Here is a 13,643-nt window from a genome sequence, read left to right as displayed (position 1 = left end):
TCGAATTGTACGCTTACCACTAAAAATACCAAGAGGGTAAGCAACCTCCATGGCAAATGTTGCGACGGTGGGCCGATCTCCTCGCAGATCGATTCAAGTGCTATACAAAAAGAGTCAGGAGCCGGCGCTAAGGCGCGAAAATATCGGTGCTTTCCGGCATCACCGCGTCGCCGGCCCTGTTGAGGCTGAAGCGTTCGCCACTGAGCTCCCAGGCGCCGGGAGAGCCGTCGATGGAGAAGAGGTTGTAGGCGGCGGGCGGCTTGACGCTGCCCGGTCCCTGCGAGGCTGAGGCGATGCCGACGACCGGCACCGGCTGCACCTGGCCGCGCAGCCAATGCAGCGTGTTCAGGTGCGTATGGCCGTGCAGCACGAGTTCGGCGCCGCCCGTCGAAATCACAGCGGCGAAACGGCGGATGCCGATCATCCGTTTGTAGAAGGCCGTGGCGCCGCGGATCGGCGGATGATGGATCATGACAACGCGGAAGAGCCCGGCTTCCCCAGCCGCGCGCAACATGTTGACAGTATCGCGGGCCTGTCGCGCGCCGAAAAAGCCGGAGGCGGCGAAGGGAGGAGTGGCGACCGCCGTCGAACAACCGACAATCGCGACTTTGCCGCGAACACGCAGATAGGGGAAGATATGGCGGTCGTCCTGCCATTGCGGCGGGGCGAGATCGCCGCGGACATAATCGTACCACGCGCGCATCGACTTCTCATAGGCGCCTGGTACATAGGCGTCATGATTGCCGGGAACGACTGACGTGTTCGCAGGGTCGCCGAACGCGCGCAGCCATGCAGCGGCGGCGCGAATCTCAATGCCGCTCGCCAGATTAACGAGGTCGCCGGTGACGGCCAGGTGATCGGCCTGGTGGGCGCGGATGTCGTCGAGCAGCAGATCCAACGTGCTGCCGAAAAGGTGCTTGCGTCGATTTCGATGCCAGTTCACAAAGCCTGTTATGCGTTTTGAAAACAGCTCTTGAATGGAAAGACTGGGCAGCGGCCCGAGGTGGACGTCGGAGATATGCGCGAGCTTGAACATGTTACGAGACATAGACCAGCTTATTGACAAATCAAACACATCGGGCGCGATGAAGAGCTGAAACGGAGTGATAGTGGATAAAGAGAACCGGCCCCTTCACATGAGGCTGGCATTGCGCCTGCTGCATGTCTATTTCAGTTTCGTCCGCAGCATGACCGTGGGCGTGCGGGCTGCCTGTTTCGATGCAGACGGACGCATCTTTCTCGTGCGCCACAGCTATATCGGCGGCTGGCACATGCCGGGCGGCGGGCTGGAGCGCAACGAGACGGTCGAGGAAGCGCTTGCCAAGGAATTGCGCGAGGAGGGCAACCTCAGGATCATCGGCAAGCCGCAGCTGATCCAGGTCTATTTCAATACCACCACCACAAGGCGCGACCATGTCGTCTTCTACCGGGCAATCGTCGAGCAGACGGCGCCGCGGCCGCCGGACTGGGAGATATCCGACAGCGGCTTCTTTTCCCTCGACAGCCTGCCCGAGGGCACGACCAAGGCGACGCATCGCCGTCTCGCCGAGCTTCGCGGCGAGCAGGAGCCCGCCCACCGCTGGTAATTCTCAGGCGGCGGCAAGCGACTGCATAATTTCTTAAATCGGAATCGATTTAGGGATAAAATTATGCAGCAATTCAAAGTTCTACAGCGTCCCTTGCGCGTCTAAAAGGACGCGCGGCGCTGTAGCACGACCGTGCGGACGGTCGAGATCGAGCGCCGGGCCGACGGGAACGATGCCGGTCGGATTGATCGTCTTGTGGCTGCGGTAATAGTGTTCCTTGATGTGCTTCAGGTTCACCGTCTCCGAAACGCCCGCCGTCTGGTAGAGATCGCGGAGATAGTCGGGCAGGTTGGGGTAGTCGGCGATGCGGCGGATGTTGCACTTGAAATGGCCGACATAGACGGCGTCGAAGCGCACCAACGTGGTGAACAGGCGCCAGTCGGCCTCGGTCTGCCTGCTACCGAAGAGGTAGCGGCCCTTGCCGAGGTGTTCATTGAGCATGTCGAGCGTTTCGAACAGCTTGCCGACGTTTTCTTCATAGGCTTGCTGGGTGGTGGCAAAGCCGGCCTTGTAGACGCCGTTGTTGACGGTGTCGTAGACGGTGGCGTTCAGCGCATCGATGTCGGAGCGAAGGTCCTCGGGATAGTAATCGGCCTTCGAGCCGGTCAGCCCGTCGAAGGCACTGTTAAACATGCGGATGATCTCGGCGGATTCGTTGCTGACGATCGTGCCGGTCTTCTTGTCCCAGAGCACGGGAACGGTGACGCGGCCGGAATAGTGCGGATCGGCCTTGACGTAGATCTGCCAAAGCGCGGACGCGCCGAAGAGGTGATCGCCGGTGGCACCGTCGCCGACCTTGAACTCCCAGCCGTTCTCGAGCATCAGCGGATCGACGACCGAAACCGAGATCAGCTCTTCGAGCTTCTTCAGCTTGCGGAAGATCAGCGTGCGATGCGCCCAGGGGCAGGCGAGCGAGACATAAAGATGGTAACGCCCGGCTTCGGCCTTAAAGCCGCCGCTGCCGGAAGGACCGGCCTCACCCTCTAATGTCACCCAGTTGCGGAACTGCGAGGGCTGCCGCTTGAAATGACCCTTGCTCTCCTTCGTGTCGTACCAGGCGTCATGCCAGACGCCGTCCACTAGCATTCCCATGGTCTTCATTCCCTTGATTGCGTGTTGGAACGGAAGATATCGCAGATGGCAGGGCTTTGCAGGCGGTAAAGATTGAACAGTGCGTCACGTCGTGCATTTTGCGTTGGACGGCGGAAATTTTTCCTGCTATCGGCCTTTTCACGATTTTCGGACCCCTGCCTGATGTTCATTTCCAGAAACCCGCGACGACGCTGATGCTCCCGAACGCCCAAGGCGTGTTCGAGACCCATCAATCTGTCCATCCGGTTTCTGTCATCATGTACAAGCACGATCTCGTCTACCTCACTGAAGACGCGTCTCATGACGCCGCCATCGAACACATCAACGAAGAAGCCTTCGGTCCGGGCCGATTCACGCGCGCTGCCGCGCGCATCCGTGAGCAGGGACCCCATGACCTGTCGCTCTCCTTCATCTGCACCGATAACGGTGAGACGATCGCCTCCGTGCGCATGACGCCGGTACTGGCCGGTACAGTGAAGGGCCATCTGCTCGGCCCGCTCGCCGTCCGCCCCTCCCACAAGAACAAGGGCATTGGCCGGGAACTGGTGCGGATCGCGGTGGAGGCAGCAAGACGCAAGGGCTCGGAAGCCGTCATCCTCGTCGGCGACCCGCCCTATTACGGCCCGCTCGGCTTCGAGAAGGTCGCCTACAACGCGCTGTCTTTTCCAGGCCCGGTCGATCCCGGCCGTGTACTCGTCGTTCCGATCGCCGAGGGCGTGCACGCGCTGCTGAAGGGTACGATCGCCTGGCGCGAATGATTTAGAGCGCCGTGCGTCCTTTCGGACGCACAAAGGAGATGCGCTAGAGATTTTTCCGGAGGAAGCTGCGCGTGCGGCCTTCCGGGAAATCCTTAAGCTCTCCGAAAACCTCATAACCCTGACGCAGATAGGCGCGCAGAGCCTGCGGGTTGAAGGTGTCGATCCAAGCGCCGCGGCACCCCCGGGCTTTCGCCTCTTCTTCCGCCTTTGCGAGGATATTGCCTGATATACCGGTGCCGCGCAGTGTATCGGGAATATAGAGCATCTGGGTGAAGAGCCAGCCCCAGGCGGTAAAGCCGGAAAGACCGCCGGTCACCTTGCCGTCGGTATCGCGGATGAGGACTGCAAGCGGCTGGCGATCCGAAGGGCCGACATCGCTGTTGTTGAAGGCCGAGAGCGCATCGGTGATCACTGCCAGTTCCTCTAGCGAGGGCGAAGCGGTGAGCTCGAATTCCGGCATGAGATTACCGCCCTTCGCGCCACCACATGGCGCCGAAGGCGAGCAGCAGGATGCCGACGCCGGCGAACCCGGCAAAGAGCGGCAGCGTGTTGATGCCCTTCAAGACCGTCTCGCTGGTCATGCGGATCATCATGCGATCGTTGTCGGAGACGCGCACCTGGCCGCGCACCGGCAGGATCGGCGGGACCGAGATCGCGCCATTTGCATTGGAGACGCGGGTGACGAGACCCTTGCTTCTGTCGGCGACCGGCTGCAGCACATCGGTCGTCGAGATCATTGCCTTGAATTCCGGCGCGTCGACGGCGCCGATATGAACAAGCGTCGACAGCTTGCCGTTGCGGACTTCGAAGAGACCGATTTCGTCCATCCTCTTCTCGGCCTTGTAGAGCCCCGGTTCGGACTGGGTGAGCGGCAGGGTTTCGGTCTTGCCGGAGGGATAACGCACGGTGGCGTTGCCGGGATTGTCGCCGATCGTCTGGCGGGTAACTTCAAGGGTCCGGCCGGAGGCGCGCGCCGTCAGCGCTTCTTCCTCGAGCGCCGGCTCCTTCATCAGCCAATGGGCGATACGGCGATAGAGCGAAACGTTCGGACCGCCGCCTTCGAAGCCGCGCGCCCAGAGCCAGCCCTGATCGGAAAGCAGCATGGCGACGCGGCCCTGGCCGGCGCGGTTCAGCACCAACAGCGGGTGGTTGTCGGCGCCGAGCATGATCGTCTCGCCCTGCGGCCGCTCGACATCGACGCTGCGGAACCAGCGTCCCCAATGCGGCGGGTCCTCGCCCGAGCCATCCAGGCCGCGCGTGACGGGATGTTTTCGGCCTTCCTCGGAGAGGCGGGGATAGAAGGCCTTTTCGATCATCTCTCCGGTGGGCGTTGCCGGCAGGACCGTGGAAAGCGGCGTCAGCGCAATGGAATCGGGGCCGGCATGCTCGGGACCGGCGGCGATCAGCAGCGCGCCGCCGTTGTCGACATATTGCGCGATGTAATCGTAATAGAGCAACGGCAGAACGCCGCGGTGCTGGTAGCGATCGAAGATGATCAGGTCGAAATCCTTGATCTTGTCGACGAAGAGCTCACGCGTCGGAAAGGCGATCAGCGACAGCTCGTTGATCGGCGTGCCGTCCTGTTTTTCCGGCGGACGCAAGATGGTGAAGTGGACGAGATCGACCGAGGCATCGGATTTCAGCAGGTTGCGCCAGGCGCGCTCGCCGGCATGCGGCTCGCCGGAGACAAGCAGGACGCGGAGATTCTGGCGGATGCCGTCGATGACGTGGACGGCGCGGTTGTTGGCGGTGGTGACTTCGCCGGGAAGTGCCGCGACCGAGAATTCGAGCACATTGCTGCCGCCACCCGGCACCTTGAAGGAGAAGGGCGTATCCTGCCCGGGTGTCGCCTGCAGGGTGGCGATCTCGTCGCCATTCAGCTTCACCGTGACATCGGCCGTGCCGCCCGGGCTAGGGCCGTCGTCGAAGACGCGCAGGATCACCTGCTGCTCTTCGTTGACGATGCCGAAGCGCGGCCCCTTGATGACTTCGATGCGGCGATCGAATTCGTTGGCTTTGCCGGTGATGAGGCCATGGATCGGCGCGTCGAAACCAAGCGCCTGATTGGCGGCCGGAGCATCATGGACTTCACCGTCGGTCAGCATGATGGCGCCGCCGATACGGGCGGGCGGGACATCGGCAATGTTGGCCGACAGCGCGTCGAACAAACGCGTGGACGGCACGTCGGAATTGACGTCGCCTTCGACATCGACGAAACGGGGCTCTATCTGGGGGAAGCGGGCGAGCTGTCCCTTCAGGGCCGCAAGCGCATCGTCGGTCATCTTGACGCGATCGGGCGTCTGCTGGCTCTGGCTTCGATCGACAAGAACCGGGACGATCGTCGACAACTGATCCCGATCCTCCTGCAGCAGGACAGGATTGGCAAGGGCGGTCAACATGGCGAGTGCTGCCAGCGTTCTGATCCAGGCGCCGCGAATGCCGCGCCAGATCGCGAAAGCGGCGATAACAGCGCTGACGACCGCGAGTGCAGCCAGAACCGACCAAGGCAGGAAGGGCGAAAAGTCGAAGGTCATCTCATTGTCCTAACCGTTCGAGGAGGTCGGGAACATGGACCTGGTCGGTCTTGTAGTTGCCGGTCAGCATGTACATCATGATGTTGACGCCGGAACGGTAGGCATATTCGCGCTGCGTTTCATCCGACGGCACGGTCGGCAGTATCGGTACGCCGTTGTCGTCGATCGCCCAGGCGCCGGCGAAATCATTGCCGGTGATCAGGATCGGCGAAACGCCGTCGGCCGTCGCCGCCGATTTTTCGCTCGGTCCCTGACCGCCCTGCCGGGACTCGATCCAGAGGGGGCTGCCGGTATAACGACCGGGAAAGCTCGACAGAAGATAGAAGGATTTCGTCAGCACGTGATCTGATGGTACCGGCTCGAGCGGCGGGATGTCGAGATTGGTGAGGATTGCCTGCAATCTCTCACCGTTGGCGCTGACATTGCCGCCATTGTCCAATGCGCTGATCTGATCACGCGTATCGAAAAGCACGGTGCCGCCATTGCGCATATAGGCATCGATACGGCTGATTGCCGCCGTCGACGGCATCGGCGCCGTCGCCGAAACCGGCCAGTAGATGATCGGATAGAAGGAGAGTTCGTCTTTGGTGAGGTCGATGCCGACGGGCGACGCCGGCTCCAGCGTCGTGCGAAAAGTCAGGAACTGGGTTAGTCCCTCAAGACCGCGCTCGGATATATTATCCACATCCTGTTCGCCGGTGACGACATAGGCGAGATGGGTGTTGTCAAGCCTCTGCAGGATGAGGTCGTCGCCGGGCTGGGAGTCGTCGGCGTGAAGCGTGCCGGGTTGCACGAGAAAGCCGGCGCCGACGGCGACCGCGATCATCGCGGCGGTTCGGACAGCCGGGTGCAATCGCGAGAATGCGCCATTCATGAAGAGGACGATCAGGCTATCGGCCAGGAGCAGCAGAAAGGCTGCGAGAAAGAGCGCGGGTTTTGCCGACCAGCTTTCGCCGCCGATCAGGCCTTCGCGCACGGCATTGGTCCCTGTTGTGTCGAGCGGCGTCAGTTCGGCGTTCTCGGGCAGCACGTTCAACGAGGTGAAACCATCCTCCGAACCGTAGAGCCCGGGAGGGTTGTCGAAATTTGTCGTCGGTTCGACCCCGGCCTGTGGAATGAGCGGCCGCGCCGATCCCGTCTCGGAGACGAGCGTGCCCTTGGCCGTCAGCATGCGGAATGGCGGCAGGGTTTCGGAGACACGCGCATTGCCGCGCGCTTCCGAAGTCACACCGCCCGAGCGCGATATCTGCAGGAGGTGACGCAACATGTCGACGAAGGTGCCTGAGATCGGCAGATCGGACCAGGTTGCTTCCGCGGTGACGTGAAACAGGACGATCTGGCCGGATGCGATCTGCTTCATCGTGACGAGCGGCGTGCCGTCAGCCAGGCTCGCCCAGGTGCGTTCGGCAAGATCGGGCGTCGGTTCGGCGAGCACCTGCCGCTTGACGACGACATCGGCGGGACGCGCTATGCCGGCGAAAGGCCCGAAACTCGGAAATTCGGCAAGCGACTGCGGCTCGCTCCAGGACAAGGTGCCGCCGAGCGCCCGTTCTCCCTGACGCAAGATGACAGGGATCAGCGGATCGTCCGCAGGGGCTGCCGCCATGCGCGGGCCGGCAAACCGCAGGAGCATGCCGCCATTCGATATCCAGCGCGTCAGAGGCTCGTAGGTCTCCTCCGGCAGCCGGCCGATATCGGCCATGATGATGATGGAGGGATTGTTGGCGAGAAGTTTTGGTATCGCGACCGAAAGATCGGAATCGCCAGGTTGGATCAGATCCGCATAGGGTTGCAGCGCCCGCTGGATATAATAGAGCGGCGAGAGCAGCGGCTGGAACTCATCCCCTCCTTCACCTGACAGCAACACGACGCGGCGGCGCTTGAATGCGTCGTCGAGAAGGTGGACGGCGCCTGCCGTCGCGCCGTTGTCGACGCTGATGCGCGCGAAATCGTTGCGCATCTCGAAGGGAGCGGTGATCGCACTCGTCGCGACGCTCTGGCCGGGGCGGAAATCCACCCTGCCATTGGCGATCGAGCGGCCCTGGGTATCGACGGCGTTCAGCGCCACCGATGCGGCCTGCGAGGTGTTGAGCCGCGTGACCTTGACGGTCATGGCATCCGCCGCATTGTTGGCGGCAGTGATCGCGACCGTCCGCGCGGCATCGCCCTCGATCAGACGCAGATCGGTGGGCTGGAGTTCGGCGAGCCTGTGCACCGTGGCGTCGTCGGCCTTGGCGGCGGCGCCGTCAGTCAGGAAGGCGAGGGTGCCGGGCTTGATGCCGTTCAGCGCGGCGCGCAGCGCCTGGAAGGCGCGTTCGCGGTCCGGTACCAGTGGTCGCGGCTCGGCGGCGCGCAGCTTGTCGCGGGCGGCAGCGGCGGTGCCGGGCACGGCGTCGTTGCTCGGATCGGCGGTGAAGGCGATCGACACAGGCGTGCCGGCGGATTCGGCGTCGTCTATCAACGCGTCGGCGGTCTGGATGCGGCGCTCCCAGTCGGGTGCCGCCGCCCAGCTGTTGTCGACGAGGAGGACGAGCGGGCCACCTGATGCCAGCGAACTGGTGCGTGGATTGAAAACCGGGTCGGCGATTGCAAGGATGATGGTGGCGGCGAGCAGCATGCGCAGCAGCGTCAGCCACCAGGGGCTCTGCGCCGGCGTCTCCTCGCGCTTCAGCACCGAGGCGAGGATCTTCAGCGGCGGGAAGACTTCGGTCTTCGGACGTGGCGGCGTCAGCCGTAGCAGCCACCAGATGACCGGCAAGGCGACGAGCGCGCCGAGAATGGCGGGATAGGCGAAAGCGAAGGGAAGGGCGTTCATAGCTGCCCTCCATGCGTTGCCTTGGCCGGCATGCCGGACAGATACATGTGCACCGCGACCAACGCTTCCGAAGCAAGATGATCGGTGCGATGAGACGCGAAGGTCCAGCCGAGATGGCGCAGCGACTGGCCGAGGCTGTCCCTGCGAGCGAGGTAGGCGTTGCGATAGGCCTCGCGGATATGTTCGGCGCGGCCGGAGATAAGCTTGGCGCCGCTCTCCGGATCGGTGAATTCGGTGCGGCCGCTATAGGGGAATATCTCTTCGGCGGGATCTGATATCTCGACCACGTGGCCGCGCAGGCCGCGGCGGGCAAGCGGGCCGAGGCGCTCCATGATTGCCGGCGCATCGTCGAGGAAATCGCCGATGAGGACGAGGTCGCTCCAGCCGCGGATCATCGCCGTTTCCGGCAGGCCGCCCATCAGCGGCGTGTGCATGAGCGCGGCTGCGAGGCGTTCGGCGGCGTTGCGGGCGGAGGCGGGTTCCATGATGCCGGGGCAGCCGATGCGCTCGCCGGAGCGGGCGAGGATTTCGGCAAGCGCCAGCATGATGACCAGAGCGCGGCTTTCCTTGGACACGTTGCCGTAGCTCGACTTGTACATCATCGAGGGCGACATGTCGCACCAGAGCCAGATCGTGTGCGCCGCCTCCCATTCGCGCTCGCGCACATAGGTGTGGTCGTCGCGGGCGGAGCGGCGCCAATCGATGCGCGACAGGCTCTCGCCCTCGGCATAGGGACGGAACTGCCAGAAATTCTCGCCGATGCCGCGCTTGCGGCGACCATGCCAGCCGGCGATCACGGTGTTGGCGATGCGCTTGGCTTCCACCAGGCAGTCCGGCACCAGGGCGGCCCGCTGCCTGGCGCGGGAAAGGGCATCGCTGCCTGACGTCGGGTTGACGATCTGTCCGATAGATGCCACGCGTCCGGCTTCCTTATCCCTTTGCCTGCTTGACCAGTCCGGCGACGACATCACGCACCGACATGCCTTCGGCGCGGGCGGCGAAGGTCAGCGCCATGCGGTGCTGGAGAATGGGTTCGGCGAGCGCGAAGATATCGTCCAGAGACGGTGCGAGACGGCCTTCGTAGAGCGCGCGGGCGCGCGCGCAGAGCATCATTGCCTGGCCGGCGCGAGGGCCAGGACCCCAGGCGACGTTCTTGTCGGTCGAGGCATTGCCCTGTCCGGGGCGGGCGGAACGCACCAGCGCCAGGATGGCATCGACAACCGTGTCGCTCACCGGCATCTGGCGCACCAGAGTCTGGATCTCGATCAGCCGCTGCGCATCGATGACGGCTTCCGGTCGGGTTTCGCCCAAGCCCGTCGTCTCGAGCAGGATCTGACGCTCGGCGGCGAGTTCGGGGTAGTTGACGTCGACTTGCAGCAGGAAGCGGTCGAGCTGGGCTTCGGGCAGGGGGTAGGTGCCTTCCTGCTCGAGCGGGTTCTGGGTGGCGAGCACATGGAAGGGCGCCGGCAGGTCATAACGCTGGCCGGCGATCGTGATGTGATATTCCTGCATCGATTGCAGAAGGGCCGACTGGGTACGCGGCGAAGCGCGGTTGATCTCGTCGGCCATCAGGAGCTGGGCAAAGACCGGGCCCTTGACGAAACGGAAGGAGCGGCGTCCACTGTCGTCCTGGTCCATCACCTCGGAGCCGAGAATATCCGAGGGCATCAGATCCGGCGTGAACTGGATGCGGTTGGCGGCAAGGCCGAGCACCTCGCCGAGCGTGGTCACCAGTCTGGTCTTGGCAAGACCGGGAACGCCGACGAGCAGAGCATGACCGCCTGACAGCACGGCGAGAATGGTGTTCTCGACGACGCTTTCCTGACCGAAGATCACCTTCGAGACTTCCCCGCGGATGGCGGCGATATCGGACAGCGCCTTTTCGGCGGCGGCGACGATCGCCTTTTCATCGAGGCTGGCTTCGGTCTTCATCATACCCATGCGTATCTCCAACGGCTGAAATCATTCGGCAGCGAATCGGCGGACTTATACATGTGCCTCATACCCGATAGAGTTATGGAGATGTGACGGGCTGACAAGTTCGTTGCGAATGACTATCTCGTGACTTTACTTCGTTAAGGACAAACCGGGACGGAAGAATGGCAGCCGAGGAAATCAGCGGACAGGCGGATGCGGCGGGACTTGCCGCACTGATTTCGCGCGCGTCTCAGGAAAATGCCGGACAAAAACGAGGATTGCCGCCGGTCGAGCGGTGGAATCCGCCTTTCTGCGGCGATATCGACATGGAAATCCGGGCGGACGGCACCTGGTTCTACATGGGTACGCCGATCGGCCGACCGGCGCTGGTGCAGCTGTTTTCGACGGTTTTAAGAAAAGACGACGACCAGAAGACCTATCTCGTAACTCCTGTGGAAAAGGTCGGTATAAGGGTCGTCGACGCGCCTTTCATCGCCGTGGAGATGAGCGTGACGGAGGGGCAAGGCCGACAGGTGCTGACTTTCCGCACCAATGTCGGCGATGTCGTGGAGGCGGGAGGAGAGCATCGGCTGCGCTTTGCGATTGCGGGCGAGAATGCCGAATTGAAACCCTATCTGCATGTGCGCGGGCGGCTGGAGGCGCTGGTGTCGCGTGCGGTGATGTATGAACTGGTGGCGCTCGGCGAGACGATCGAGGTCGAGGGACAGGCGATGTTCGCCGTCCGCTCGGCCGGAGAGGTTTTTGCGATGATGCCGGCCGATGAACTGGATGCGCTTTCCCGATGAATGATGCGATTACCCAACGTTATCCGCTGTTTTCCGCAGCCGAATTCCGCCGCCGCGCGCTCAACCAGAATGGTGGGCCGGTCGATCATGCCTGGCGCGATCACGGGGACCACATCCTCAATCCCGATATCGTCGCCGAGGTCGAGACCTTCAAGCTGCGCGACGCCGCCGTGCTCGTACCCGTCGTCGACGATGGCGAGGAAGCGCATGTGATCTTCACCAAGCGCACGGCGACGCTGCGCAAACATTCCGGGCAGATCGCCTTTCCCGGCGGCTCGATCGATCCCGCCGATATCTCGCCCGAAATGGCGGCGATCCGCGAGACGGAGGAGGAGATTGGCCTGGCCGGTTCCTTCGTCGAAACCGTGGGGCGGCTGCCGAATTACCTTGCCTCAACGGGCTTCCGCATTACGCCGGTGCTCGGCGTCGTCTCGCCGGGCTTTGCGCTGACGCTGAACCCGACCGAGGTGGACGACGTGTTCGAGGTGCCGCTTTCCTTCCTGATGGATCCTGCCAATCACACCCGCGACAGACGTGTCATCGACGGCATCGACCGGCATTTCTACCGCGTGCCCTATGAAACCAGAATGATCTGGGGCATCACCGCCGGCATCGTCCGCACGCTTTATGAAAGGCTTTATGCATGACCGGCATCGCCGACCAAGCATGGTTCCGCGACCCGGCCCTCGGCCGGATCTTAGCGCTTCTCAACGCCGATGGCGGCGAAGGGCGGGTGGTTGGCGGAGCGGTGCGCAACAGCCTGATGGGCCTGCCGGTCAATGATGTCGACATAGCCACGACACTCAGACCGGAGCCGGTGATGGAGCGGGCGGCGGCGGCCGGCATCAAGGCAGTCCCAACCGGCCTCGAGCACGGCACGGTGACGCTCGTCATCGACGGCAAGCCCTTCGAGGTGACGACCCTTCGCACCGACGTCGAGACCGACGGACGCCATGCCAAGGTTGCCTTCAGCACCGACTGGAAGGGAGACGCCGAACGGCGGGATCTGACGATCAACGCGCTTTATGCCGATGCAAAGGGCGAGGTGGTGGATCTCGTTGGCGGACTTGCCGACATTGAGACGCGCAACATCCGCTTCATCGGCGATGCCGCAAGGCGTATTGCCGAGGATCATTTGCGTATCCTGCGCTTCTTCCGTTTCTTTGCCTATTACGGTTCCGGGCGGCCGGATGCCGAGGGGCTGAAGGCGTGTTCCCTCGCGCGTTCGAAACTGACGACGCTTTCGGCAGAACGCGTCTGGTCTGAGTTGCGAAAGCTGCTTGGCGCCGACGATCCTGGTCGCGCGCTGCTCTGGATGCGGCAGGTGGCGGTGTTGACGGAAATCCTGCCGGAATCGGAACGATGGGGGATCGATGCGATCCCTTCGCTGATCGCCACCGAAAAGGCGCTCGGCTGGACACCGGATCCATTGCTGCGCCTTGCGGCGATCGTGCCGCCCGATGCCGCTCGCATGGAGGCGCTCGCAGCCCGGCTCAAGCTCTCGAATGCGGAAGCGGCCACCCTCAAGGCTTGGGCCATGGCAGCGCCAGTCAATGACGACATGTCATCGGCGGCTTTCGAACGGTTGCTTTATCGCAACAGCACCGACGGCATCACGACACGGCTGAAGCTGGCACTTGCGGTTGCGCGCGGCAAGGCTGAAAGCGATTTCGACGAAATGGCGCGGTCTGCGCGGCTCAACAAGCTGCTGGATAAGGCAACGCACTGGAAGAAACCACAGTTTCCGCTGAACGGCGGCGACGTGATTTCGGCAGGAATCGCGTCTGGCCCGCGCGTCGGCGAGCTGCTTGCCGGTCTGGAAAACCAGTGGGTGGAGGAAAATTTCGTTTCCGACCGGGCGGCGCTGCTCGCCCGGCTCCAGGAACGCGTGCAATAATCAGGCTGCGTTCACCTCGTCGCGGATTCGAGCCTTGATATTATCCACCATGTTCTCGCGGATCGTGGTTTCACCGTGAGCGTCTTTCATGTGTTCAACGGCACGGCGGACCACCTCGGCGTCGCTATCTGCCCGTGTATGCCAGGCGCAGCCCGGAACGAGAGTGCCGCATTCGAAAAGTCGCATGGTCTTCTCCTCTGTTCGAAACACAACGAAGATCGCGATCTTACGCGATTCA

General features: G+C 62.9%; 13 protein-coding genes. 5 read left to right on the top strand and 8 right to left on the bottom strand.

Annotated elements, in window-relative coordinates; genetic code table 11:
* Positions 1–127: 127 nt before the first annotated feature.
* A complete protein-coding gene (locus AC244Q_RS16095) occupies positions 128–1,036 on the bottom strand; it encodes a metallophosphoesterase family protein (protein ID WP_012758479.1) in 909 nt (302 codons plus the stop codon).
* Positions 1,037–1,109: 73 nt separating this feature from the next.
* Between AC244Q_RS16095 and AC244Q_RS16090 the strand changes: the two genes are divergently transcribed.
* The gene (locus tag AC244Q_RS16090) at positions 1,110–1,586 is read left to right on the top strand and encodes an NUDIX domain-containing protein (RefSeq protein ID WP_012758478.1); all 477 of its coding nucleotides are present in this window, start codon (positions 1,110–1,112) and stop codon (positions 1,584–1,586) included.
* Between the two features lie 81 nt (positions 1,587–1,667).
* Here AC244Q_RS16090 and AC244Q_RS16085 read toward each other — a convergent pair whose 3' ends face one another.
* Entirely contained in the window at positions 1,668–2,678 is a 1,011-nt protein-coding gene (locus tag AC244Q_RS16085; protein WP_012758477.1) for a glutathione S-transferase family protein, read from the bottom strand.
* Between the two features lie 194 nt (positions 2,679–2,872).
* On the opposite strand from AC244Q_RS16085, the gene AC244Q_RS16080 reads away from it, so the two are divergent.
* Complete coding sequence (locus AC244Q_RS16080) at positions 2,873–3,436, top strand: GNAT family N-acetyltransferase (protein ID WP_080518576.1); 564 nt, start codon at positions 2,873–2,875, stop codon at positions 3,434–3,436.
* A gap of 43 nt (positions 3,437–3,479) precedes the next feature.
* Here the strand turns inward: AC244Q_RS16080 and AC244Q_RS16075 are convergent, their stop codons facing one another.
* Genes AC244Q_RS16075 through AC244Q_RS16055 form a run of 5 tightly spaced genes read right to left on the bottom strand, consistent with a single transcriptional unit; the run spans position 3,480 to position 10,726 of the window.
* The gene (locus tag AC244Q_RS16075; protein ID WP_012758475.1) at positions 3,480–3,896 is read right to left on the bottom strand and encodes a GNAT family N-acetyltransferase; all 417 of its coding nucleotides are present in this window, start codon (positions 3,894–3,896) and stop codon (positions 3,480–3,482) included.
* A gap of 4 nt (positions 3,897–3,900) precedes the next feature.
* Positions 3,901–5,970 carry a hypothetical protein gene (locus AC244Q_RS16070; RefSeq protein WP_128405968.1) on the bottom strand — a complete coding sequence of 690 codons (2,070 nt, stop codon included), beginning with the start codon at positions 5,968–5,970 and terminating at the stop codon, positions 3,901–3,903.
* A gap of 1 nt (position 5,971) precedes the next feature.
* Positions 5,972–8,785, bottom strand: coding sequence for a DUF4159 domain-containing protein (locus AC244Q_RS16065; RefSeq protein WP_128405967.1), 2,814 nt, complete (start codon positions 8,783–8,785; stop codon positions 5,972–5,974).
* Complete coding sequence (locus AC244Q_RS16060; protein ID WP_128405966.1) at positions 8,782–9,702, bottom strand: DUF58 domain-containing protein; 921 nt, start codon at positions 9,700–9,702, stop codon at positions 8,782–8,784. The genes AC244Q_RS16065 and AC244Q_RS16060 overlap by 4 nt, the downstream gene beginning before the upstream one ends.
* A 13-nt stretch (positions 9,703–9,715) precedes the next feature.
* A complete protein-coding gene (locus AC244Q_RS16055; protein ID WP_113545306.1) occupies positions 9,716–10,726 on the bottom strand; it encodes an AAA family ATPase in 1,011 nt (336 codons plus the stop codon).
* 158 nt (positions 10,727–10,884) lie between these two features.
* Here AC244Q_RS16055 and AC244Q_RS16050 point away from each other — a divergent pair, with 158 nt between their 5' ends.
* From AC244Q_RS16050 to AC244Q_RS16040, 3 genes are read left to right on the top strand one after another with little or no spacing between them, the layout of a single operon-like run.
* The gene (locus AC244Q_RS16050) at positions 10,885–11,508 is read left to right on the top strand and encodes a DUF1285 domain-containing protein (RefSeq protein ID WP_128405965.1); all 624 of its coding nucleotides are present in this window, start codon (positions 10,885–10,887) and stop codon (positions 11,506–11,508) included.
* Positions 11,505–12,155: a CoA pyrophosphatase gene (locus AC244Q_RS16045; protein ID WP_128405964.1), complete on the top strand. Its 651-nt coding sequence runs from the start codon at positions 11,505–11,507 to the stop codon at positions 12,153–12,155. Before AC244Q_RS16050 ends, AC244Q_RS16045 begins: the two co-directional genes overlap by 4 nt.
* Entirely contained in the window at positions 12,152–13,405 is a 1,254-nt protein-coding gene (locus AC244Q_RS16040) for a CCA tRNA nucleotidyltransferase (RefSeq protein WP_128405963.1), read from the top strand. Before AC244Q_RS16045 ends, AC244Q_RS16040 begins: the two co-directional genes overlap by 4 nt.
* Here the strand turns inward: AC244Q_RS16040 and AC244Q_RS16035 are convergent, their stop codons facing one another.
* Positions 13,406–13,591: a DUF1059 domain-containing protein gene (locus tag AC244Q_RS16035; protein ID WP_012758467.1), complete on the bottom strand. Its 186-nt coding sequence runs from the start codon at positions 13,589–13,591 to the stop codon at positions 13,406–13,408.
* Positions 13,592–13,643: the final 52 nt, after the last annotated feature.

It is taken from the genome of Rhizobium sp. CB2179 (assembly GCF_057653455.1).
This window is presented reverse-complemented; position numbering and strand designations above follow the sequence as displayed.